The organism is Sphingomonas sp. jy18 (assembly GCF_056931895.1).
The window spans coordinates 682,620-706,338 of the sequence record NZ_JBXPBT010000002.1 but is presented as its reverse complement, the minus strand read 5'-3'; the positions used below and the strand labels follow the sequence as shown (position 1 = coordinate 706,338).

Below are 23,719 nucleotides of genomic sequence, written 5' to 3'. Positions count from 1 at the left end.
GTTCATAGCTGAAACTCCGCCTTCTCAAGTGCGGCTTCAGTTTCCTTGCGGTTTATTGTCACAATATGCTGGGTATGGGCGCTCTGCTTTGCAGCGTCACCAAGCAAACCAAGACGCTTCAAAACATAGAAGAGCATTGCATAACGAACCGTCAGCACGCCGTTACCGTAATCGAGCCCATAATCCTTGGCGACGACCTTCTTCTGGCTTGCGGTGAGCGCTGGATGCGGACCTATGATAACGTCGAAATAGTTGTTCCAGAGCCAATCCCGCTCGCCGGGCTCGCCCGGCTCACCCTTCGCACCTACCTCCAGAATGCGCGGCAGCAGGAAATCCTTGAACTTGTGTTCGAGGTGGCAATAGGCCCGGACATGCCAACGGAAGCCATCGTAGCCGAAGGCATGAGGGGTGATGCGCCGCCAGATAGGGTCCGGCCGCGCCTTGTTCATCGACTGATAGAAGATCTCGACGGAGTGCCCCTCACGGCTCGCGTCGAGCATCTTGCGCAGAACCTCTATGTCGATGTCTCGCCTGGGAGTCAGTGCGACGTCGGCGCTGGGGAGCGCGGCGATCCAGGAATCATGAGATGGCACAGCGCCTTCAGCGACCGAACGAAGCTGCGCGAGATAGACGTAAGGGTCGGGATCGAGAAAGCGCAGCATGAACTTCTCGGCCGCGACGTAGCGCTTGGCGCGCGTGTCATATTCCATGTTCCCTGGCGCCCGCTCTTGGTAGAGCGTCAGATCCTTCGACGCCTGCGGAACCGACACACCAAACACCTCCACGAGGTCGGCGCGGTTGATCGAGCCCTCCCAGAACAGCCGGAACTCGATGAATTCGAGTCGGCGCTCCACCCCCCATTTCAGCGCCGTTGCAGCCTCTGCCATTGCTTCCCGTTTCGTAAGTGAGGATAAAAACTATATGGACACCACGATGAAGTGCGTGTAATTATTATTCCCATTAAGGGCGCCCGTCAATGGGCGATTGGACATGGGCGGGGCAAGTCATGCAGCGGCACAACTCGAAACGCGAGATGACCGGCCAACCGACAGTGGTCCCAGCGATAACTCCGCGCCCGGGCAATACAGCAACCGGAAGGAGAGCGGCCATGACCATCCCGAGTCGATCCACGCTGGTCATTCATGGCCGCCTCGCCATGCGGGAAAGCCGGCTGGCGGCGGCCCGGAACGCGCGTCACGGACTGCAGGTCATGTCCTTCGAGCAGGCGGTCGTCCGGCTGGCCGGCGGCTTCGCCCGACCGATTGACGACGAGAACCTGCGCGCGGCCATTCAGGCGGCCTTGCCGGCGACCCAGATGGGAGAACTGGAGAGCATCAAAATCCTCCCCGGCATGATCGACGCGGCAGTCGATACGCTCCGCAAAGCCTGGCGCGCGGGCATCAACCTTGCCGCACACGCGGCCGCTCATCCCCGACTCGCCGCGATTGCGCGCCTCGAAACGGCCGTCCTCGATCAGCTTCCGCCCGGCATGATGCGGCCTCTCGACATCGTCACTGCCGCGATCGCCCGCATCGGTCACGCACCGACCGTCCTCGGCCCGATTGAGATCGTCGGCCTTACCGAACTCTCGCCCTGCTGGAGGCCGCTGCTCGCAGCCCTCACCGCACATATCCCCGTGCAGTGGACGGCCGGCCCAAGGAGCGTCCCCACATGGCTCGAAAGCACGGGCGTCACCATATCGCGCTCGCCGGCACACACGCCGGAAATTCGCGCCGTGAGCGCCGCAACGGCCTATCACGAGGCCATCGAGGCGATGCGCTGGGTGCGAAGCCTCCTCGCCTCGGGCGTATCGCCTTCGGAAATCGCCCTCGCGACCGCGTCGCCCGCAGATTATGATGATCACTTCCTCGCCCTGCGCGCCGACGCCAATATCGACCTGCACTTCGTTCATGGCGTCCGAACCGTCGCCACGCGCGAGGGCCAGGCGGCCGCAGCGCTGGCCGACATCGTCGTTCGCGGCCTGTCGCAATCGCGCCTGCGCCGCCTCGCGGCGCTGTGCCGGGACGGCGGGCCTTTCGAGGCCCTGCCCGAAGGCTGGTTGCGCGTCCTGCCGACAGACGCTCCTCTCTCTACGCCGAGCGCCTGGAACCGCCTACTGGCCAGGCTGACGCCAGACGACTGGCCCGATGGCGCAAACCACGCGCCGACACTGCGCTCGGCGGTTGAGATTCTGGCGAAAGGATCGGACGCAGCGGCGGAGATCGGTGAAGCCTTCCTCAAGGGCCGAGCGCACGCAATCTGGCGCAAGGCACTGCTCGCCGGGCCTGCCGCCTCGATCGACGCAACGCTGGAAATCTTGAAACAGGACGACGGACTGGAAGCCTGCGTCTCCGTCGCCTGGATGCCGGCCAGCGCGCTCGCGGCATCCCCCCGCCGTTTCGTGCGGCTGCTGGGCCTCAATTCCTCGCGCTGGCCACGCGGGATCGCCGAGGACCGTTTGATCCCGGATCACATCATCCCGACCCCGGTCCTCGATCCGCTTCCGGTGAACCTCGCCGACCGCCGAGATTTCAAGACGATCCTCGCCACGACGGCTGGCGCTGTCGTTCTCTCGCGCGCCCGGCGCGACAGCGACGGCCGTCTCCTGGGACGCAGCCCATTGCTTGCCGGGCATGGCGCCGAAACCTACCTCCGCCGCAACGCGACGCCGGCCCACGCCTTCAGCGAAACCGACCGTCTTATGGCGCGGCCACAGGAATTCGCCGCTGATCCGCAAGCGATCGGCGCGCAAGGTTGCTGGCGCGACTGGCGGCAGACTGAGATCACGCCCCATGACGGGCTCGTCCGCGCGGACCATCCGCTCGTTCTCGCCATTCTCGATCGCACCCAGTCGGCCAGTTCGCTTCGCCGTCTGCTACGCAATCCGCTCACTTTCGTGTGGATCTATGCGTTCGGATGGCGCGAACCGCAAAGCAGCGCCGAGCCGCTGGTGCTCGACGCGCTCGGAATCGGCGATCTCGTCCACTTGGTTCTCGACCGCGCCTTGCGCGACCTCGAGATCGGGGGTGGGCTCGCATCTGCCGACACGGACATGATCGAAATCGCAGTGGCCCGAGCCGCGCAGACCGTCGCCGCCGATTGGGAAAGCGAACGCCCTGTTCCGCCGGCGGTTATCTGGGGCCGCACCCTCGACGACGCCCGCGCGCTGGCGGGCCGCGCCCTGTCCTATGGGGACGACGCCTTGCCGGGCGCACGCGCCTATGGCGAGGTGCCGTTCGGCGGCTCAGAACCGAAATCCGAAGCGGAGGCCCCATGGGATGCGACCGCGCCGGTCACGATTCCCGATACCGGCTTCAATATCGCCGGCTATATCGACCGGCTCGACATTTCGGGCGACGGCAAGCGTGCGCTGGTTCGCGACTACAAAACGGGCCGGACGCCGCAGGGAAACATCCGGCTGAACGGCGGGCGCGAGCTTCAGCGCTGCCTCTATGCCTTTGCGGTGAAAGCGCTCCTTGGCGATGACGTCGCCATCAGCGCCTCGCTGCTCTACCCGCGAGATCCGGTCGATCTCCAGCTCGATGATCCCGAGGCGGTGCTCACGGAAATCACGGGCTATCTCCGCGCGGCGAGGGCCAGCCTCGCCAGCGGCGCGGCGCTGCCTGGGCCGGACACTGGCGGCGACTATGACGACCTCGCCTTCGCCCTGCCGGCCAACGCCAGCGCCACCTATTGCAAACGCAAACTCCCGGCCGCGACGGAGCGGCTGGGCGAAGTCGCTCAGATCTGGGAGGCGGAATGATGAGCAGAGTGTCCACAGTGCTGAAGGATGACGGCGCGCGCCGCGACGCGATCAGCCTCCATGATCGGTCGATCCTCGTTGAGGCCGGCGCGGGTTCGGGCAAGACCGCCGTCATGGCAGGGCGCATCGCCGCGATGCTTGCCGAAGGGGTCTCGCCGCGCGCCATTGCCGCCGTCACCTTTACCGAACTCGCCGCGAGCGAGCTGCTGTCCCGTGTCCGCGAATTCGTCGCCGACCTCTCGGACGGCAAGATCGCGACCGAGCTGCGCGTCGCGCTGCCCCACGGCCTGTCCCAGGCCCATCGCGATAATCTCGCCGCCGCAAGCACCGCGATCGACGAAATCACCTGTTCAACCATCCACGGCTTCTGTCAGCGCCTGATCAAGCCCTATCCGGCGGAGGCCGACATCGATCCCGGCGCCGGCGTCATGGATCGCAATCAGGCCGATCTCACCTTCCTCGAAATTGTTGATGGCTGGTTGCGCGAGCGCCTGTCCGGCGGCCAGGGCGGCATCCTCGCAGAGATGGTGTTGCACAGCCCCGGCGAAACCGTGGCGCTCGTTCACAAGATTGCCGAAAATCTGCGCCGCCGCCGTACCCTCGCCGCGCCGCCCATATCCCCGCTTGACGGCCGCCTGACGGCGTTCCGGCAGGCCGCGGCGGATTTCGCGGGCTTCATGCATGGGACAGGGACGACCGAGCCGGAAACGGTTGTGATCGTCGAACGGCTGGTCGAGATGGCGACCGCGTTGGCAAATGGCTCCGATCCCGCAACCCCCGCCGGCCTCGTCCAACTCCTGACGTCACGGCCGCATCCCGACCTTTGCACCAAGGCTGGCACCTTCGCTTCCTATCGCAAGAAGGGCAAATGGGCCGCCGCTGCAAAACAGGCTGGCCTCTCGAAAGCCGATGGTGATCGGCTGAACGACGACGCCGATGCTCATTACACCGCTTGCTGCGATGCCTGGATTTCGCTTCTTCAGGCTGCGGCCAGCCAGGCCCTGGCGGCGCTGATCGAAGAAGCGCGTCCTGTCCTGCAACGCTACCGCGACCACAAGCGCGCAAGCGCCCAGCTCGACTTCGACGATCTGATTTTCGCCGCGCGCGATATGCTGCGCGACCATGACGAGGTTCGCCGCGCGCTGGGACAGCGTTTCGCTCATGTCCTCGTCGATGAGTTCCAGGACACAGATCCCCTGCAAACCGAGATCTTCTGGCGGCTCTGCGGCGAGCCGGTCGAAGGCAATGACGACTGGACCCGCTTCCGGATCCGGCCGGGAGCGCTCTTCCTGGTCGGCGATCCCAAGCAGGCAATCTACCGCTTCCGTGGCGCCGATGTCGGCGCCTATGTGCAGGCGCGCGACGCCTTTCGCGTCCAAGACCCCGACAGTCTCCTGTCGATCTCCACCAATTTCCGCTCCTGCGCCTCGATCCTCACCTTCGTCAACGAACGCTTCGAGGCCGTGCTCTCGGCCGATGGGCAGCCGGGCTTCACCGCTCTCGACCCGTTCCATAGCGACCGAGGCGGCCTGTGCGTGGCGGCCCTCGACATCGCGGTAGCGGACGAAAACGGCAAGGCCAGCGCCGAACAGCAGCGCGACGCCGAAGCCGACGCCATCGCCGAGCTGTGCGCCCGACTGATCGAAAGCCACCCAATCATCGATCGTCGCAGCGGCGCGGAGCGTCCCTGCCAGCCGGGCGACATCGCCTTGCTGGCGCCGACCGGCGCGGAGCTGTGGCGCTATGAGGAAGCCCTGGAGCGCCGGGGCATCCCTGTGGCGACCCAAGCCGGCAAGGGGCTGTTCCGCCGCCAGGAAATCCAGGACCTAATTGCGCTGACCCGCGTCCTGGCCGATCGCCGCGACACGCTGGCGCTCGGCGCGCTGCTGCGCGGACCTCTGGTCGGCCTCACCGAAGAAGACCTGCTGGACATCGTCTGGGGACTTCCGCGCTCGAAGGAACAGCCGGATCGGATTCCGCGCCTGGATCTCAGCATCGACCCGGCCGTCATCACGCACTCACTCGCGCGCGCGGTCATCGAGCGGCTGCAATCGCTCTCCCGGCGCGGCAACAGCACGACCCCGCACGAACTGCTCTCGCAGGCCGTGGACGTGATGCGCGTCCGCCCGCTCCTCCTCGAGCGCCATCGCGGCCAGGCCGAGCGCGCGCTCGCCAACATCGACCTCTATCTCAGCCTGTCGACCGGCTACGCCGTGCGCGGCCTGCGCGCCTTCGCCGAGGCGATGACAGCAGCGTGGTCCGACGAGGCGCGCGCCGTCGAGGGACGGCCCGACGCGCAGGAGGAAGCGGTCGCGCTCTTCACCATGCACGCGGCCAAGGGGCTGGAATGGCCGATCGTCATTCCGGTGAATACCATGACCGGCGTCATGGCGCCCGAAAGCGCCGTCATCGACCGCCAGACCGAGACTTTCTATTGCTCGGTCCTGGGCGTCGCACCCGAAGGCTACGAAACCGCGCGCCAAGCGGAAAAGGAAGAGCTGGACCGCGAACGCATCCGGCTCTGGTATGTCGCGGCCACTCGCGCCCGCGAACTTCTCGTCCTCCCCCGGCTCGACACCACGCCGTCGAAATCCGCCTGGATCGGTCTCGTCGATCTGTCGCTCGCCGACCTGCCCGGCTTGGACGCCTCCCATCTGCCTGCCGGCCTCACGGCCGCAGGAGCGGGCACGGACAATACCCAGACGCGCGCGACCTTCGCCGCCGAGGCCGAAACCATCACAGCCGCGCAGACGCGGCTGACCTGGCTTGCTCCCAGCCGCGACGAAAACGCCGCCGGGATCGTGCTGCGGGAGGAAGAAGCCGCAATCTGGACCGGGTTGGCCGACGACCAGCCTCCCGAGCTGGAAGCCGCTGCCCTCGTGCAAGGCGGCCGGGAGCGCGGGCTGATCCTCCACAAGCTCATGGAAGAGGTGCTGACCGGCGAAACCTCGGAGGCGGTAGCCGCCCTGACCGACCGGGCGGCCGACCTCATCCACGCCCTCGGCCGGTCTCCGGTCTCCGCCCCGGCGACGGGGCTGTCGGCTGAAGAACTGGCCGCCTGTGTCGTGCAAACCCTCGCCCTACCCGACATTGCGATCCTGCGGCCGGACCTTCTGGCCGAATTTCCCGTCTATGCCGCACAGGCGTCCGATGGCGTAGAAACCGCAACGGCCGGGATCACAGACGCTCTGACTATTGGCGAGGATGGCCGGCCCGTCGTGGTTGTCGACTGGAAGAGCGACGTGAATCCCGAGGCTCAAACGCTCGACCACTATCGGGCTCAGGTCCGCGCCTATCTCGATATGACCGGCGCCGAGCGCGGGCTCATCGTTCTGATGACGAGGGGAATGGTGATTGCCGTCTCGCCCTCGCCACAGACGGTGGCGACCTAACGGAGGGAGACACGATGGCCTCCCGCAAGCGCCCCGCCGGCCCCAATCAGGACGATCTCTTCAATCCCGAGGTCGAACTCCTGCTGCCGGCTCGGCTTGCCATTGATGGCAAAGTGCTGGGAAGCCCCGTGCGCCAGTTGGTGGTTCCGACGCTGAGGGTGCGATGCCGGCTGCGGCCCTTCGCCATCCGCCGCGTCAATGGTCACGAGACGACCTTGGAATCCGGCGAGATTCTGAAGATCATCAGTGCGAAGACGGCGACGCCATTGGAAGCCGATCTCGTTCTCCTTGTGCCCGGCGCAACGGATCCGGAACGGATCGCCGATGCGCTCGAACTGGGTGAAGGCCGGTGGATGAATGCACCGCCGACCAGCATCGACACGCTGGATCGTTCCGCACGCGCCGAGCGTCTGAAGGCGGTCTCCGCGTCCTGGATCGACGCGATACATCTGCGCGAGGGACGAGCCGCGGCGGACGGTCAGCCGGCGCAGCCTGGCTTGCGGCGTCCCCAGATCGGCGCGCTTCACGCCGCGCTTGCCCATGCGACACGATCGACGGACCCGGCCACCATCGTCATGCCGACGGGCACGGGCAAGACCGAGACAATGCTGGCGCTCAATGCCAAACGGCGGTTCGAGCGCCTGCTGGTGGTGGTCCCCACCGACGCTCTGCGTGAGCAGATCGCGGGCAAATTCGAGACCTTCGGCGTCCTGAAACAGCAGAAATGTCTCGATGAGACCGCAGCCTTCCCTTTGGTCATGCGGCTCTCGCACATTCCGGCGAGCGAGGCCGAAGTCGATGAAATCTTCGACAGCGCCAATGTCGTCGTCACCACGATGCAGATCGCGGGCCGCGCGGAGGCGCCGGTGCAGGAACGGATGGCGGCCCGTGCCTCCGCACTCTTTATCGACGAGGCACATCACATCGGGGCACGGACTTGGAAGTCCTTTCGCGGGCTCTTCGTTGAGCACGAGCCGCCCATTCCGGTGATCCAGTTCACAGCCACCCCGTTTCGTGAGGATGGAGGCCGCGTCGATGGGGAGTTCATCTACACCTACCCACTGAAGAAGGCGCAGCAGGAAGGCTATTTCAAGCCGATCCGCTTCGAGGCCGTATTCGGACTCGATCAACCCGATGCCGACCAGGCGATCATCGACAAACTCGGCGAAGTACTTGACTCGGACCTGGACGCCGGCCTCAATCATCTGGCTATGGCCCGTTGCAGCACGATCGAACGCGCCAAGCACCTGCATAGCCTCTATGCGGCGGCCTATCCGGACTGTCGACCAGTCATCGTCCACAGCCAGCAATCGCTGAAGGAGCGACGTGAAAATCTGGCAGCGCTACGCCGCTTTGAGAGCCGGATTATCGTATGTGTCGACATGCTCGGCGAGGGCTTTGACCTGCCCGAGCTGAAGATCGCTGCATTGCACGATCATCACAAGAGCGTGGCGGTGACGATCCAGTTCGTCGGCCGCTTTACCCGCCAGGACCCAACCCTGGGTGATGCGACGGTGATCGCCAATACCGGCATCGACGATGTTGATCGTTCGCTGGCCAAGCTCTACGCCGAGGACGCCGACTGGAACGCGCTGGTAGAGGCGCTCAGTTCGGCCAAGATCGAACGCCAGGTTCGCCGCGCCGAGATGTTCAAGGGCTTTTCGGGGGATCTGATCGACATTCCGCTCCAGACCCTCGAGCCGAAAATGAACGCGGTCCTTTACCGGACGTCCTGTGATGCTTGGGATCCGTTTCGCGCGGAGGAACTCTACAATCCCGGCGTCTATCTCGGCATGAAACTGAACCCGCATCACCGGGTCGCGATCTTCGTGACTCGGGCGGAGGAACAGGCGCGCTGGACCTCGGCGCAGCAGGCGGTAAACGTCACCTGGGATCTGCACATGCTCCACTGGGATCAGGCAAGTGGCCTGCTCTACATCAGCAGTTCCGCCAAGGGGCCGTTCGACCGCCTGGCAAAGGCGGTTTGCGGCGATACGACCCGCCGCGTAGAAGGCGAGGAAGTGTTCCGCAGCCTCCACGGGTTCAAGCGGCTCATCCTGCGGAACCTCGGCCTCACCCACCATCAGGGGCGCGGCGTCCGCTATTCCATGTATATGGGCGTGGACGTCGCCGACGGCCTCGACAGCGCGAAATCCCAGTCGCGGATCAAGAACAACATCTTCGCCACTGGTTTTCTCGACGGCGTGCCGGCCTCACGCGGATGCTCGGCGAAGGGCAAGTTCTGGTCCAGCGCCAAGGTCCATGACCTGACCGACTGGGTGGACTGGTGCCAGGATGTCGGTCGCACGGTGAACGATCCCAGCATCACGACCGACGGCGTCTTCAAGAGCGCGATGCGCCCCCACCAGATCAGCCAGCGCCCGGCTGTTCCACCCGTGGCGATCCATTGGCCTGAATCTTTGATCACGCAGTTTGAGGAGCGGATCGAGATCTCGTTCGGCGATGAGCCCGTAACCTTCGCGGAATGCGATATCGAGTTGCTCGATAACGCTCGTTCCGGACCGTTGCGCTTCGCCGTGCGGAGCGATGACCACACGGCCGAGTTCGAGATCGTCTTCAGCGATGGGCATGCCCGCTACCCCCAGCGCGCCGGTCCCAAGGCGACGATCAAGGTCGGCAGCAAGATGCAGACGCTGTCCGAATCCTTCGGCGAGGATTCGCCACAAATCGACTTCGGCGATGGCTCGCTGCTCATCTACAGCCATCTCTACACTCTGCCCGAAGGCGAAACGATCGAGCCCTACCCATCCGACAAGATCGAAGCCTGGGATTGGTCGAAGGCCAATATCCGCGTCGAGTCTCAAGGCACGAGTAAGCGCGCAGACTCAGTCCAGCGTCTCGTCATCGACACGCTGCTGGCGGCCCCCGATCCCTATGATGTGATCTTCGACGATGATGGCAAAGGCGAGATCGCTGATGTCGTGGCGCTGCGCATCACCGACAGCGTCGTTTCCGTGACCCTGTATCACTGCAAGTATTCCGGGACGGATACGCCAGGTGCGCGTCTCAGCGACCTCTACGAGGTTTGCGGCCAGGCTCAGAAATCCGCTCGGTGGCGCGACCGGCCAGGCCGTATGCTTCAACATATGCTGAGGCGCGAAAAGATGCGCCGGGACCGCGGCCTCAGTTCTCGGATTGAGCAAGGCTCGGCCGCCGCCATCAAGAAACTCAAGGTCGGGTGGCAAGATCACCGCTTCGAGTTCGACGTCCGCATCGTGCAACCCGGGCTATCGCGGCAAGCAATCGGCGAAGAAGGCTTGCATCTCCTTGCCGGGGTTGAAACCTATTTACTCGAAACCCGCGCTATGAGGTTGAAAATTATTGGTAGCGAATGATGTCTTTCGACTCTGAAATATTCTTAAGCTGCAGGTTTAATCACGCCTTGGGGGAGGCTTCGTGTCATCTTTTGGGTTCACCTTTTTGTCGCGCAAAGCGCTGGGCCAGGCCGAACAGATGATGTTCGGCGGCGCAGCGGGGGTGCGCGATGAGGTCGGGTTCCTCATCGTCCACCAGCGCTATGCCGATCACTTCTTCCCCGGCACATCGGTTCTGCACACACGGCTGCGCTACGCGCTTCTCATCCCCTGGCTTTACCAAAGCCTGCGGACGAAGCGCCCTGTCCCCAAGGATTTTGGCCAAGCCTTTTCCGATCTCGAACACGAGCTGACCGGCCGTCTCAAATATGTCGATGGCGTGGGCGGAGAGAAAGATGGGGTGATCGGCGGGGACGTCTTCCCCCGAGCGATCAGCCAGCCGCCAGCCTATGTCTATTGGACAGCCCTCGCCAAGTGGGGACTGATCGGCACCCGCCCGGATGGCCGGCCGTGGAGCCGCCCGGATATGGCGAAGCTCTTGGCGGCGGTCGGCAAGCGCACGCTTCATGACGATGACGGGAAGCCCTTCGAGACGGTTGCCTGGCCCATCTCAGGCTTGATCGATGCCCCCGGCGACTGGGATGGCGGAGGGAAACTCACGCTCGAGCTTTCACCGCCGGAGCAGATCTATCTCGCGACCAAACTGCGCGCCGTTCGCTCACCGACAGATCCAGGGGAGCCCTCGCTCTTGTCGAAACTGGTTGGAAAGCCGCTCGACGAGGCAGATCACTGCTGGGACGGCGAAATTCTCGCGCTCGCCGACAAGGAAGCCGCCATGCTGAAGCGGACCGGCCAGGCGGCGGCGCTGTCGGCCATTGGCAGGGCGATTTATGCGGCCCAGGTCGAGATACTCAAGGAAACGCGCGACAAGCGGCCGCAGCCAAATTTACATCGCGCCGCGCTGAAAGACGCGGTCGAGCAATGGGGCGGACCGGCCGCTCGGCTGGATATGAACCTGTTTCTCGCCGAAATCGGCCACCTCCCGCCCGCGGTTGAAGGGGTTCTGAAGGAGACTTCGGCCTGGGTTCGGGCGAATGGCAAGGATCCGATGCCGTTGCTCGACGTGTACGCGCGGGCGGAGGTCAGCAGGAAGGATGATCGTGCGCGTCTCGCCAACAACCAATTCGGCGTCGATCGGCGCATGGAATGGCAGGGTGAGCGACATGGTCGCGCCGAGCCGCTGCATTATCGCTGGGGAAATGTGAAGCGGCTCCTGCGAGATCTGGAGGATGTCGTATGAGCGATCGGCAGGCTTGGGACGGCCAGCCATACCTCGACGAACTGCGGCCTGGACGATTGGAGACGGTCAAGCTCGCATTGTTCGCGACCTACTCGGTCGACCTGTCTGCGGTCGCGGCAGTGTTGCTCGCCCTGATTGGTCGCAACAATGACAAGGGCAGCGGAACAGCGGTCGATTTTGCCGAAGCGATAGACAGGCTGCGCGATCACGTCAGGATCATCATCCAGCGCGGGAGGATCGCGCGCCCGGTGGCGCTTCCCCGTATCGCAGGCATCCTCGATCAGTTCATCGTCGAGCAACCCTACGATGAACGAGAGCGCAGCTGGCATCCGAAGATTGCTCTGGTCGCCTATAACTGCCCCAAAGCGGAAACGCGCTGGAAGCTCTGGATTGGCAGCCGGAACCTCACCCGATCTCAGGATCTCGACGCTGGCGTTTTGCTGGATGGCAGCGAAAAGCGCGCGAAGGGACGGGTTCGGCTCCCTGGCGTCGGCGCGCTCGGAGGCACTCTCGCACGCTCCGCATCGCGCGAGGATGCCGATGACATCTCGAAGCAGCTGGAGACGATCTGGTGGGATGCGCCCGACGGCTTTCGCTTACGCGGCCTCCTCAATGGGCTGGACCAAGGCGTTCCCTTGCCAGTGGAGCCGCCATCCGGCGCGATCAACGGCATAACGGTCATCAGCCCGTTCTTATCGTCCGACTTTCTAAAAAGGGCCGGCAAGTGGGGGCCCGCTGAATCCAGAACGCTGATTTCGTCGATGCCGGCTCTTGCCGATATCGCCAGCCTGTCCAGGACATCGCTGACCGGCTTCTCGAAAATCCTGGCCTATGCGGCGCCAGACGTGCTCGCTGACGAGTCTACGCTCGCTCTGCCCGGCGGCAACGAACCCGTGGCCGAAGATGATGTGGAGCCGGCGCCCCTTGCTCTCCATGCGAAGATCTTCTGCTTCCACTCGGGCGAGAAGACCATCTTGAGGGTCGGAAGCGCCAATGCGACCGAAAGGGCATGGTCCGGGCGCAACTCGGAAATCATGGTCGAACTCGAGGCGGGCGAAGCGTTCTCTTCCGGCCTGGCGTTCCTAGTCGGCAAAGCGACGCCTGTCACCATAGAGGAACTCGCCGCCGCAGACCTGGGCAGCGTGAGTGCAGCCGATGCGCTGGAAGAGTCGCGCAAGGTGCTCATGGCCTCCTGGGACCCGGTTCTGCGCCGCGACGGGGAATGCTTCTCGATCGATGCCCGGGCGGTTCCTTCGCTCGCCTACCCTGACCATGTGCTGCACGCCGGACCTGCAAATGGCGACCTGCTGACTTGGCCGACCGACGCCGTCCGCCTCGGTCTTGGACCGATCCCCTTGTCACTTCAATCTGCCTTCATTCAGGTCAGGATAAGCAGCCCAGACGGCGATTTGCGGTGGATGCAGCGGGTCACTGTCGATCCGCCTCTCGAAGAGCAGCGGGATCTAGCCGCGCTGGCCAGCCACATGGGGCTTCGCGCATTTCATGACTGGATGCGTGCGATGCTCGACGGCGACGCGCTTCCGGTCGGCGGCGGCGCATGGGATGACGATGCCGGATCGCGGGGCAACCGCTCCCAAGGCCTGGGTTATGACCGCCTTACGTTGGAGGATATTCTCACGGCTTGGGCACGCGATCGCAAAGCCTTCGGCCGGGTCGATCGCCATTTTGCGCCCTATGTGGATGCGCTTCTCGCCCACGGCGAAAACCTGAGCGAAACGGAGAGAGCTGACTTAAACGAACTCGCTCAGATCTGGGCTATCGCGCGGACCCAGCTTGCCTCATGAGCGCAAGATCGAAACCCTTCCAGGCCGCGACGGTCAAGGCTGCAACTGCCGCCCTATCGGGATGCAACCCACTGCGCCGGTTTCTTGTTGCGGACGAAGTCGGCCTCGGAAAAACCGTCGTCGCCCGAGATACGCTTGCGGCGTTGGCGGGCAAAGCGCGTAAGTTCACGGTCTATTATATTACGAGCGGGCTCAAAGTCGCGGACCAGAACAAGGTCGAACTGCTGCGCTTCCTCGACAAGGACGACGCCAAGGACGCACTCTCCATCATCGACCGGGTCGGTCTCATTCCGTTCGAGGAAAAACGGAAGGGAAAGCTGCGGCTCTACGCCTTTACACCCACCACATCGTTCTCCAGCTCGCAGCGCCTCTACGGCGGAAAGGCTGTCGAGCGCGCGTTTATCAAGCTCCTGTTGGACGAACTATACCCGGGCCTGACCGCGGCCTTTCCGGAAGGCTATATCGAATATGGCGCAACGTCCGGCTGGCCATGGGCGTGCGAGGAAGCTCAAGGCAAGTTCGACAATGTCTCCGCCCTCTTCAAGACGGCTTATGGCCGAGCGTTACGCGCGGAATTTGGCAAGCCGGCCCGCGAAAACATTCTGCACGCGATCGATACGAGCAAACATGGCCAGAGCTTGGGCCGGATGCGGAAGGCGCTCGCTCAAGCCGCTTTGGATTCCGCCCCGCCCGATCTCGTCATTTTCGACGAGTTCCAATGCTATCGCGAGCTGCTCGACGCAGGCGCCGATAATCCCTTGGCGCGTCAATTGCTGGCAGGAATAGATGGAGGGACGCCGCCGCCGATCCTCCTCCTGTCCGCCACGCCCTATCGCTTCTATGCCGAGCGCTGGGAAAGCGGCGCTGGGGCTGCTCCTCATGTCGAATTTTTCGAGATTATCGAATTTCTGGGCGGGTCGGCTGTACGCGCTGAGGCTGAAACCCAATTTCGTCGTTTTGGCGATCTCCTGCATTTGATCGGCCACCTGCCACCCGATAGCCGAACGGCGGCGATCGAAGAGGCGCAAACGCTCAAGCATCATCTCGAGGCGCTCCTCACACCGCTCATGTCGCGGACCGAGCGTCCGGCTTCCGACCATGCCGGAGAGCCTGCGCCGCCGTCCGTAAGGATCGAGCCCCACGATCTCGACGTCTATCGCCATTTCACCGACCATGTGCCGCCCAAGCTCGCGGGCAGCGCGATCGGCTACTGGCTTTCAGTGCCTCTCCCTGCGCAAGCGTTGGGGGACCGATACCTGATTTCTCGCGACATAGATTTTCCAGCCACGCGCAGCGTCCCCCGGCTTGGAGTCACCAATTGCTTCAAGCCGCCCAAAGACGGTTGGGGAAGCGCCAAGCTCCGCGCCCTCAACGACCTTGTGCCGACGGAGGCCCTTGCGCTCCCATGGGTGTTGCCATCGCTGACTTGGTGGGCGCCTTCCGGCCCATGGGCGAAGGTGACGCAATCACCCAAGATGCTGATCTTCAGCCGGTTCAGGGCCACGCCGCAAAGCCTGGCAGCCCTTGTCAGCCTAGAGGTCGAGCGCAAATACGTTGGGAAAAGCAGTCTTCCCTACGCCGCCGCGTGGAAGAAACGCCACCTAAATCCGAAGCCCAACCAAGGGCCCACGCTCGCCCTGTTTCACCCGAGCCCCTTCCTGATCCGCGCTGTCGATCCGCTCGATGTGAAGGGAAAGGCGGCGATGAAGCAGATCAGGGACAGGGCACGGCAGCAGATTATTCAGGCGTTGCCCCCGACGATCGCGCCGGATGCTCCGAATGCGCGTAGCAACCGACGCCGCAAACCAGCATGGGCGATCCTCGCTGCCATCGAGCACGCGCAGAAGGCCCCGCTGGCGCGGGAGTTCGCGGTGGTCCAGAAGAACTGGGGCCGGGTCGCACAGAAGGATGCGACACTTCAAACATTGCTCAAACAGCGCCAAGAGGCAGAGGCGATCACCTGGCTAAGCCGGTGGGAGTTGGACGCCTTGGTGGATATGGCTCTCGGCGCCCCTGGCGTCGTGACTGGCCGAGCACTCTATCGCCACCTTCCGGACCTTTTCGATTTCCAGGAGCAGCATTTCGCGCGGCTCGTACGCTTCTGCTGGACACGGCTGCGCACCTATCTGGATCGCCCTGTTTTCTGGTCGGTCTTGCCCGGCGAGGACGCCACGCAGAAATATCAGAATGCGTGCGTTGATGGCTGCCTGGAGGCCGTCCTCGACGAACATTTTTGGCTGCGCAAATCCAAGGTCAACCCTGATGGGCTGATTGAGGATCTGTCGACGGCGCTCGCAGCGAACGTCGGCACCTTCGGGTTCAAGGGGGCGAAGAAGAAGGACAAAATTCGTATCCGTTGTCACGCTGCGGTGCCGTTTGGGGGCGCCGAGACAGAGGCGCATCGACAGGACCATGATGTCAATGAACGTTAGCGTCCGCGCTCGTGGTGTAATTTTCGGTGGAGATTTAGGTGCTGCTGGTGGTGGGGCATGCCCCACCACCAGCAGTTTCGATCTCGGTGGCCACCGGGCTCATCGGTAAGGTGGAGTTTCCACACGTCACACCCACCCGAGGAGTTGATCCCGATGACCGAAGACAGACTACCGCTTGCCGAGCTGATGGCGAAGACCGGAGACAGCGATTTCCTGCGCAGCATTGCCGAGAGCGTGCTGCAGCTGATCATGGAGGCCGATGTCGACGGCGTGATCGGCGCCGGCCGACACGAGCGATCCGGCGACCGCACGACCTGGCGTAACGGCTACCGAGAGCGCAGCCTCGACACCCGGCTCGGCACGCTCAACCTGAAGATCCCCAAGCTCAGGACCGGGGCCTACTTCCCTGGCTTCTTGGAACCCAGGAAGACCGTCGAGAAGGCGCTGGTCTCGGTGATCCAGGAAGCATGGATCGCCGGCGTCAGCACCCGGCGCGTCGACGAGCTGGTTCAGGCCATGGGCATGACCGGCATCTCCAAGTCTTCGGTCTCGAAGCTGTGCAAGGACATCGACGAACGCGTGCACGCCTTCCTCAAGCGGCCGCTGGCGGGCGACTGGCCTTACCTCTGGCTGGACGCGACCTACCTCAAGGTCCGCGAGGGCGGCCGTATCGTCAGTGTCGCGGCGATAATAGCGGTCGCGGTCAACACCGAGGGCAAGCGCGAGATCGTCGGCCTGCACATCGGTCCCAGCGAGGCCGAGCCGTTCTGGTCGAGCTTCCTCAAGGACCTGGCCCGCCGCGGCCTCAAGGGAGTGAAGCTGGTCATCTCCGATGCCCACGAGGGGCTCAAGGCGGCGATCACCCGCGTGCTCGGCGCCACCTGGCAGCGCTGCCGCGTCCACTTCATGCGCAACGCACTGGCCTACGTGCCCAAGGGGCAGAACACCGTGGTCGCCGCCGCCATCCGGCAGGTCTTCCTCCAGCCCGATCATGCGGCCGCTACCCAGGTCTGGCGCCAGGTCGCCGACCAACTGCGCACCCGCTGGCCGAAGCTGGGAACCTGCATGGACGACGCCGAGCACGATGTCCTGGCCTACATGACCTTCCCCGAGCAGCACCGGGTCAAGCTGCACAGCACCAATCCGCTGGAGCGCCTGAACAAGGAGGTGAAGCGCCGTGCTGACGTCGTCGGTATCTTCCCCAACGAGGACAGCATCATCCGACTCGTCGGCGCCGTCCTGCTCGAGCAGAATGACGAGTGGCAGCTCCAGCACCGCTACATGCAGATCGAGGGCATGGCAGCCCTTGCCACACCAATGATCGAGGAGGCTCAGCCGCTACAGATTACACCCAAGGCCGCCTGACCATGCAGCCCGGTGACCACACCCCAAATTACACCTCATTGACGGACGTGACCCAATGAACCGCCACCGGCGCGCTCTGAGGAAATCCGCAGCGCGTTCAACACGCCGTTCTGGCCCCACGTCCTGGCAACAACCTCTGTCGGACAGGAAGGTCTCGACTTTCATAGTTGGTGCGACAGGCTCGGCCACTGGGATCTTTGTTCCAGCCCGGTTGACCTGGAGCAACGAGAAGGCCGCGTTCAGCGCTTCGGCGGACTGACTGTCCGACAACCGCTCGCCCGAAAACTAGGTGAACAAGCGCTTGCGCAAGCACGAGGCCAAGCATCGTCGCCGTGGGACATCATCGCACGCGACGCCGACAAGGCATTCGCGAATGATAAAACCGGCCTCAGCCCGTGGTGGGCGATGGAAGGCGCAGATCTAAAGCGACATTTGTTCGCGCTTCCCCAAAGTCGCGACATTGATCGATTTGCGAAATTGAGGACGCAGAGGCTGCTCTATCGCCTTGCTTTGGGACAGCCGAACCAAGAGGATCTTGTCGATCTCCTGACGCATCACGACGTGGAAACGACGCGATCACTGCAAGCATTGACCCTCGATCTGTCCGCATTTTCACGACAGAAGAACCTCGATAAATAGCGGGCTTGCCATTCGGCGCTCCCGGCTCGTCCATCCTGTTCATGCGGGACAAGCAGCCCCTCACGCGGCCTGATCATCCCAGTCGGCGTCGTGCAGTTTCCCGCCTATTTATATCCCTGACTAGCCGCGTTCCCTACGCCTGAAGATTGATACTTCCCTGGCCACTTGCGCGCGCTCATGTTCGGTCGTGCAGGAGCGTGCGCCATCGAAGCTCGGCCATCGCGTCGATGCCTCTCCAATGACAGACGCATTTCGGAATGCGTCTCGCGCTTGATCGTCAACAATGACCGCGGCAGGTTTTCTTGCTGAAGGAGGGCATATGTCACAGACCACATTCCTCACACCAGAAGAAGTAGCCGAACGCTATCGTGGCAGCGTTTCCGTTGGCACACTTCGGAATTGGCGTGTGATGAAAATAGGGCCGTCGTTCGTAAAAATCGGCAAAGCGGTTCTCTACCGGGTCGATGAGCTTGAGGCGTGGGACGACAAGAATCGTGTGCAGTGCCGCGCCCCAAGGCGAATTGAACAAAGCGCTATGGATCGTGCTTGATCGCTTAGAGTCCATCTGGGATCAATTCGTGTTTTTGCATAGCTTTCGGAGCATGAGGCGAACGGTGGCCCAGCGCAGGAAGGTGAGGCCGGTGCGGTTGAGGTACTCCCAGTCCTTTGCCAATCGGCGGCAACGGTTGAGCCAGGCGATGGTGCGCTCGACGATCCATCGTCGAGGCAGGATGACGAACCTGTGCACGTCCGAGCGTTTGACGACCTCGACGTTGACCTGGGCACCGGCGGCGGCGAGGCCGTCGCGGAATTTTGGTCCCTGCTAACCGCTGTCGGCGTAGAGCTTGAGCAGAAACGGATAGAGGCCGAACAGCGCGCCCATCAGCAACACACCGCCGTCGCGATCCTGCACGTCGGCGGCATGCACGATGGCCCGCATCGACAGGCCCTGTGTGTCGACCAGGACGTGCCACTTCTTACCTTTGATCTTCTTGCCGGCGTCGTAGCCTGGCGGATCGACCGAGCGCCCCCTTTTTTCGGCGCCCTTGACGGTCTGGCTGTCAATGATCGCCGCTGTGGGACTGGCCTCCCGGCCCGCTGCCTCACGACACGCAACATAGAGCGCGTGATGGATGCGCTCCAGCGCCCCGTCCCAGTCCCATCGCCGGAAGTAATCGTTGACCGTGCTCCGCGGCGACAGATCAACCGTTTTTTTAGTTGCCTGCCAGGGACTTGAAGTGACGTACAAAATTCAGAACATCGGCGGGCATAAGGCGACCGATCGCGCGGGTCGAGTAGACAGCTGTCACGATCCGGCCCTCTGGATCGATGACGAACCCGGTCGCTTGGAGGGCTAGCGGATTCTCATTGACGAAGGCGCCGGTGGCTGCGGAAACTGCTCGTGCATCCGCGCTGTAGCCGACCGGAAACCCTAGCTTGTGCTTGTCGACGAGCGCCTCCGATTTTTCCCGATCGTCCGTCGATACTGAGACGACCCTGATCCCGTCCTCGGCGAACTTGTCCGCCGCTCGCGCAAATTCGGCGAGCTGGGCGTTGCAGTATGGACACCAGGAACCACGGTGGAACAGGATAACACCGAACCCGCCCGCCAGATCTCCGGGCAAGTGGATTTCGCCGCCGCCAGCGCGACCAAAGATGAATGAGGGAAAGACGTCGCCATTCTGCAGCATCACAATTGCACTCCTTGTTAAATTCTTTTGGCGCTCAAAGCGCCGAGTGGTCCTTCACCGCTTCTTCCAACGCCCGCTTCAACCCGAGAAAGCGTTCGTCGACTGCGGCCGGGTTTTCGCGGTTGAGCGCGATCATCTGCGCACGTGTCTCGCCGCCGCGGATTACTTCGAACGCCCGGGCTTCGATGCCGGCAACGATCGCATCGGCGACGGCGGAAGCCGGCTCGCGCGAAAAGCCTAGATCGGGTCCGGCGCGGTTCGATTTCATCATGGGCGTATCGGTGCCACCCGGATAGACGGTCATCACGTGGATGCCCTCACCCTTCAGTTCGCGCCGCAACGCCTCGCCGAAGTTGGCAAGCCCGGCTTTCACCGCGGCATAGGTCGCATAGAACGGTGCACCGACGAGCGCTATCCCGGAGGAGATGTTGACAATCACGGCATCGCCGCCTTCCCGCAGGACTGGCAGCGCCGCCCGGGTCAACATGATCGGCGCCACGAGATCGATATCGATCATCGCCTGCAGTTCGGCTTCGGGCGTGTTCTCAAGGCGTCCAGCCCGAACCCCACCTGCATTGTTGACGAGGATGTCCAGGCCGCCGAGCTTTTGCAACGCTCCTTCCAACGTTGTAGCGCGGCCCTCCGGCGTGGCAATGTCGGCGACGACGCCGTGAACCTCACTGTCCCCTGCCTTCAGCTCGGTGACAGCATCCGCGACCATTTTGGCGCGGCGGCCGGTTATAGCTACCCTCGCGCCCTTGGCCAGAAGCGCGTGGGCAAGGGCCAGTCCGATGCCGCTCGATCCGCCAGTGATCAGAATGCGTTTGCCATCAATGTTCACGAGCGTGCTCCTTCCAGCTTATCCTGTGTCCTGTTCTCGAAGTCGGACGCGTTGTGGCGTTCGTGGAGTTGGCTCGACGGCTCGCCCGAAGTCCGGTTGACCTTGCGGCCGCGCGTCACCGCCGGTCGGCCATAGATCTGTTCGGCCCAGCGATTCACGTGCGTGTATTCGTGCGTAGAGAGAAACTGCGCCGCGTCGCCATACTGCCAGCCCTTCACCACACCGCCATACCAGGGCCAGATCGCGATATCGGCGATGGTATATTGCGAACCGGCAACATACTCGTTGTCGGCAAGACGCCGGTCGAGAACGTCGAGCTGGCGTTTCACCTCCATCGCGTACCGGTCGATGGCGTATTTGATCTTCTCCGGCGCATAGGCATAGAAATGGCCGAAGCCGCCGCCGAGGAACGGGGCCGAGCCCATCTGCCAGAACAGCCAGGATAGCGTTTCGGCGCGCATCGGCTGTTCCGTCGGCAGGAAGGCGCTGCCGAATTTTTCCGCCAGGTGCATCAGAATCGCGCCGGATTCGAAGATGCGGATCGGCGTCGGGCCGGAGCGGTCCATCAGCGCAGGGATCTTGGAGTTCGGATTGACCTCGACGAATCCGGAGCCGAACTGGTCGCCGTCGCCGATCTTGATCAGCCAGGCGTCATATTCGGCGCCCTTGTGACCGGCCTCGAGCAGTTCCTCTAACATGATAGTGACCTTCTGGCCGTTCGGCGTGCCCAGCGAATAGAGCTGGAAGGGATGCTTGCCGATGGGCAGCTCCTTATCATGGGTGGAACCGGAAATCGGGCGATTGATACTGGCGAACTGACCACCATTGCCCTTCTCCCAGGTCCAGACTTTCGGCGGCGTGTACTCTGCGGTATTCGTCATGGTCGCTCCTGTGACGTCTCAATGGCCAGCTTAGGCCGCCGGAGGATAATTCGACGGGAACAGCGCGCGCTTTGTCTCCTCGTCGTTCACTTTCTTGAAGGCGTGGTCCTTGCCGACTTCTCGCGCTCTGGAGGCGGCAGGCCGTGCATCGACAGCTTCGAATAGGCGCTTGAGGTTGGGAAAGGCCGCCAGCGGGTCTTCCGCCCCTTTGCGTACACGGGAGGCGCGATCGAGCCAGCCCCAGGCGGACATGTCGGCGATCGTGTAGCTGTCGCCTATGATCCAGTCCCTCCCCTCAAGATGATCGTTCAGGACCTGATAGTGGCGCTCGGCCTCGCGACGATAGCGGTTGGTCGCGTATTCCTGGCCCTCCGGCGCGGCGAACTGGAAATGCACGGCTTGTCCCGAAAAAGGCCCGAGACCCGTGCCAAGGAAAAGCAGCCAGGACAGCAGTTCGGGCCGATCCTCCGGCGTGCCGAGAAACTTAGCCGTTTTCTCGGCAAGGTAGATCAGGATCGCAGTGGAATCGAAAACCCGCGCTTGCCTGCCTCCCGGACCGTCCGTGTCAACAATGGCTGGTACCTTGCCGTTCGGATTGATCGCCCGGAACGCCGGAGCGTGCTGCTCGCCCTTGCTGGTGTCGACGGCCACGGTTTCATATGGAACCCCTGCCTCCTCAAGGAACAGGGCAATCTTGGCCGGGTTCGGCGTGGGATGGAAATAGAAGCGGATCATGGTGTCTCCTGCGGTTGAATTGACAGTGTTGCAGACGATGGCCGGCTGGCCGCCAGCAGGACGCCCACAACGATGACTGCTATTGCAATGCCTTCGACGAACGACGGCGTTTCGCCCAGGGCCGGGATGGCAAGCAGCGATGCCGCAGCGGGAACGAGAGCGATCATGGCCGTCGCCGCCGAGGCGCCCAACAGCGAAACCGCTCTATTGAAGGTGACGAGCGCAACCGCCCCCATCAACACACCCTGGTAAAACAACTGGAGCGCTATCTCGCTTGCGGACGCGCGGCCGAGATGGCTGAGACCGAAGAGGACATAGGCCGGCAGAAAGAGAGCTGCCGACCAGATGCAGATGAGCGCCGCCGCCTGGATCGACGACAGGCCGCTACGGCGGAACAGCAACGTATAGACCGCCCACATGCCACCTGCCGCGGCTAGGGCCGTAACGCCGGCTGGACTGGGCGGAGCCTGTGTCGTGACGGCTCCGGTGAGGCAGACCAGTCCGGCGAGGATCGCGGCATATCCAGTCCACCGGATCCACCCCTGCTGTTCCTTCAGGAAGACGAAGGAGAGTATTCCTGCGACGAGAGGCATCGTCGTTGGAGCAATGGAGGCGGCCTGTGCCGCCGAAGTCAGTTTGAGCCCGAGCGCCACGAGGAGCACGAAGGGTGCACCCCACAGCAATGCAAACAAAAGCCCCTCACCCCATGCAGACATGGGAAGGCGCGAACCGCGACGCAGGACAGCCGGGGCAAGGAGGACGGCGCCCACGCCGAAGCGAAGCGCGGTCACGTCCCAGACCTGCAATTCGCGCGTGACGCTGAACCGGGTCACCACGAACCAGCCTGAAAAGATCGCGATCGATAGAGCAGCCCAGAGCAGACCCTCAAGCCGCGTGCCCCGCCATGACGCCACGCGTTCCGCTCGTGTAACTTCAATCGCCTCCTGGGCAGCCATGATTCCAGCCTTTGGATCGTCCAAGGCTGCCGGCAGAGAAACGATGACGGCCGTCACACCTTGAGTTCTAGTTCACTTGTTCTAGAATGCATCGGCGCGGACAATATGGCAAGACGCGAAGCTGGAATTTTGCGAGAGCGCCGGATGGCAAGACCAAGAGAATTCGATGAGGAAGCCGTGCTCGACGCGGCAATGCAATGCTTCTGGCGCCATGGCTACGAGGCAACGAGGCAACGTCAGTGCGCGACCTTATCGACAAGACCCGGATCACCGGCGCGAGCCTTTACAACGCATTCGGGGATGAGCGCACGCTCTTCGCCAAATCGTTGGACCGCTATGTGGAGAACAGCGTAGCCGACCGTATCCGACGTTGCCGTGCATTACCGCCCCGCGAAGCCATCGAAGCGTTCTTTTCCGATGTCTTGAAGCGATCGCTTGAGGATCCTGAGCGCAAGGAGTGCATGCTCGTGAACACCGCATCCTCGATCTATTGGGCAAGGGCGTAAGTGACGAAACTACAACCATTCCCGGATACAATGACCGAGCGCAATTGGGGCGGACTAGAGGATTGAAGCGCATGACAT

16 protein-coding genes and 1 pseudogene are annotated in these 23,719 nt (G+C 63.1%); 10 read left to right on the top strand and 7 right to left on the bottom strand.

Translation table 11 applies throughout. The features are described 5' to 3' along the window. Positions 1-2: 2 nt before the first annotated feature. Complete coding sequence (locus AC0QC4_RS08330) at positions 3-887, bottom strand: BrxR family helix-turn-helix transcriptional regulator (protein WP_012114968.1); 885 nt, start codon at positions 885-887, stop codon at positions 3-5. Positions 888-1,108: 221 nt separating this feature from the next. Between AC0QC4_RS08330 and AC0QC4_RS08325 the strand changes: the two genes are divergently transcribed. The 9 genes from AC0QC4_RS08325 (at position 1,109) to AC0QC4_RS08285 (ending at position 18,581) form a co-directional block, all read left to right on the top strand. Next, positions 1,109-3,763, top strand: a complete 2,655-nt coding sequence (locus tag AC0QC4_RS08325) for a PD-(D/E)XK nuclease family protein (protein WP_012114967.1) — start codon at positions 1,109-1,111, stop codon at positions 3,761-3,763. Continuing rightward, a complete protein-coding gene (locus tag AC0QC4_RS08320; protein WP_483659317.1) occupies positions 3,763-7,155 on the top strand; it encodes a UvrD-helicase domain-containing protein in 3,393 nt (1,130 codons plus the stop codon). Before AC0QC4_RS08325 ends, AC0QC4_RS08320 begins: the two co-directional genes overlap by 1 nt. 14 nt (positions 7,156-7,169) lie before the next feature. Then, on the top strand, positions 7,170-10,511 hold the full coding sequence (locus tag AC0QC4_RS08315) for a DEAD/DEAH box helicase (protein WP_483659316.1): 3,342 nt from the start codon (positions 7,170-7,172) through the stop codon (positions 10,509-10,511). Between the two features lie 61 nt (positions 10,512-10,572). Continuing rightward, the gene (locus AC0QC4_RS08310; protein WP_012114964.1) at positions 10,573-11,790 is read left to right on the top strand and encodes a DUF6361 family protein; all 1,218 of its coding nucleotides are present in this window, start codon (positions 10,573-10,575) and stop codon (positions 11,788-11,790) included. After that, positions 11,787-13,595, top strand: coding sequence for a phospholipase D family protein (locus AC0QC4_RS08305; RefSeq protein WP_012114963.1), 1,809 nt, complete (start codon positions 11,787-11,789; stop codon positions 13,593-13,595). Before AC0QC4_RS08310 ends, AC0QC4_RS08305 begins: the two co-directional genes overlap by 4 nt. Beyond that, on the top strand, positions 13,592-16,027 hold the full coding sequence (locus AC0QC4_RS08300) for a helicase (RefSeq protein WP_483659315.1): 2,436 nt from the start codon (positions 13,592-13,594) through the stop codon (positions 16,025-16,027). Before AC0QC4_RS08305 ends, AC0QC4_RS08300 begins: the two co-directional genes overlap by 4 nt. A 153-nt stretch (positions 16,028-16,180) precedes the next feature. Beyond that, entirely contained in the window at positions 16,181-17,392 is a 1,212-nt protein-coding gene (locus tag AC0QC4_RS08295) for an IS256 family transposase (protein WP_058456888.1), read from the top strand. A gap of 84 nt (positions 17,393-17,476) precedes the next feature. Beyond that, positions 17,477-18,031 (top strand): hypothetical protein, encoded by a 555-nt coding sequence (locus tag AC0QC4_RS08290; protein ID WP_483659366.1) that lies wholly within the window; start codon positions 17,477-17,479, stop codon positions 18,029-18,031. 319 nt (positions 18,032-18,350) lie between these two features. Beyond that, on the top strand, positions 18,351-18,581 hold the full coding sequence (locus AC0QC4_RS08285; protein ID WP_012114961.1) for a helix-turn-helix transcriptional regulator: 231 nt from the start codon (positions 18,351-18,353) through the stop codon (positions 18,579-18,581). A gap of 21 nt (positions 18,582-18,602) precedes the next feature. On the opposite strand, the pseudogene AC0QC4_RS08280 reads toward AC0QC4_RS08285, so the two are convergent. From AC0QC4_RS08280 to AC0QC4_RS08255, 6 genes and pseudogenes are all read right to left on the bottom strand, one after another. Then, positions 18,603-19,235: pseudogene (locus tag AC0QC4_RS08280) on the bottom strand (IS5 family transposase); the annotation flags it as partial. Positions 19,236-19,245: 10 nt separating this feature from the next. Then, positions 19,246-19,722: a peroxiredoxin family protein gene (locus tag AC0QC4_RS08275; RefSeq protein ID WP_012114960.1), complete on the bottom strand. Its 477-nt coding sequence runs from the start codon at positions 19,720-19,722 to the stop codon at positions 19,246-19,248. Positions 19,723-19,756: 34 nt separating this feature from the next. Further along, a complete protein-coding gene (locus tag AC0QC4_RS08270) occupies positions 19,757-20,563 on the bottom strand; it encodes an SDR family NAD(P)-dependent oxidoreductase (RefSeq protein WP_012114959.1) in 807 nt (268 codons plus the stop codon). Then, on the bottom strand, positions 20,560-21,444 hold the full coding sequence (gene yghU, locus AC0QC4_RS08265) for a glutathione-dependent disulfide-bond oxidoreductase (protein WP_012114958.1): 885 nt from the start codon (positions 21,442-21,444) through the stop codon (positions 20,560-20,562). Before yghU ends, AC0QC4_RS08270 begins: the two co-directional genes overlap by 4 nt. Before the next feature lie 30 nt (positions 21,445-21,474). Beyond that, on the bottom strand, positions 21,475-22,179 hold the full coding sequence (locus AC0QC4_RS08260; protein WP_012114957.1) for a glutathione S-transferase family protein: 705 nt from the start codon (positions 22,177-22,179) through the stop codon (positions 21,475-21,477). Further along, the gene (locus AC0QC4_RS08255; protein WP_012114956.1) at positions 22,176-23,135 is read right to left on the bottom strand and encodes a DMT family transporter; all 960 of its coding nucleotides are present in this window, start codon (positions 23,133-23,135) and stop codon (positions 22,176-22,178) included. The genes AC0QC4_RS08260 and AC0QC4_RS08255 overlap by 4 nt, the downstream gene beginning before the upstream one ends. A 239-nt stretch (positions 23,136-23,374) precedes the next feature. Between AC0QC4_RS08255 and AC0QC4_RS08250 the strand changes: the two genes are divergently transcribed. Continuing rightward, positions 23,375-23,641: a hypothetical protein gene (locus AC0QC4_RS08250; protein WP_049775953.1), complete on the top strand. Its 267-nt coding sequence runs from the start codon at positions 23,375-23,377 to the stop codon at positions 23,639-23,641. The last annotated feature ends 78 nt before the right edge of the window (positions 23,642-23,719 follow it).

What these genes read in the sequence shown, in the direction of transcription:
- AC0QC4_RS08330 (WP_012114968.1), bottom strand. Translation starts at nt 887, where the DNA reads ATGGCAGAGGCTGCAACGGCGCTGAAATGGGGGGTGGAGCGCCGACTC.
- AC0QC4_RS08325 (WP_012114967.1), top strand. Translation starts at nt 1,109, where the DNA reads ATGACCATCCCGAGTCGATCCACGCTGGTCATTCATGGCCGCCTCGCC.
- AC0QC4_RS08320 (WP_483659317.1), top strand. Translation starts at nt 3,763, where the DNA reads ATGAGCAGAGTGTCCACAGTGCTGAAGGATGACGGCGCGCGCCGCGAC.
- AC0QC4_RS08315 (WP_483659316.1), top strand. Translation starts at nt 7,170, where the DNA reads ATGGCCTCCCGCAAGCGCCCCGCCGGCCCCAATCAGGACGATCTCTTC.
- AC0QC4_RS08305 (WP_012114963.1), top strand. Translation starts at nt 11,787, where the DNA reads ATGAGCGATCGGCAGGCTTGGGACGGCCAGCCATACCTCGACGAACTG.
- AC0QC4_RS08300 (WP_483659315.1), top strand. Translation starts at nt 13,592, where the DNA reads ATGAGCGCAAGATCGAAACCCTTCCAGGCCGCGACGGTCAAGGCTGCA.
- AC0QC4_RS08295 (WP_058456888.1), top strand. Translation starts at nt 16,181, where the DNA reads ATGACCGAAGACAGACTACCGCTTGCCGAGCTGATGGCGAAGACCGGA.
- AC0QC4_RS08285 (WP_012114961.1), top strand. Translation starts at nt 18,351, where the DNA reads ATGTCACAGACCACATTCCTCACACCAGAAGAAGTAGCCGAACGCTAT.
- AC0QC4_RS08275 (WP_012114960.1), bottom strand. Translation starts at nt 19,722, where the DNA reads ATGCTGCAGAATGGCGACGTCTTTCCCTCATTCATCTTTGGTCGCGCT.
- yghU (WP_012114958.1), bottom strand. Translation starts at nt 21,444, where the DNA reads ATGACGAATACCGCAGAGTACACGCCGCCGAAAGTCTGGACCTGGGAG.
- AC0QC4_RS08260 (WP_012114957.1), bottom strand. Translation starts at nt 22,179, where the DNA reads ATGATCCGCTTCTATTTCCATCCCACGCCGAACCCGGCCAAGATTGCC.
- AC0QC4_RS08255 (WP_012114956.1), bottom strand. Translation starts at nt 23,135, where the DNA reads ATGGCTGCCCAGGAGGCGATTGAAGTTACACGAGCGGAACGCGTGGCG.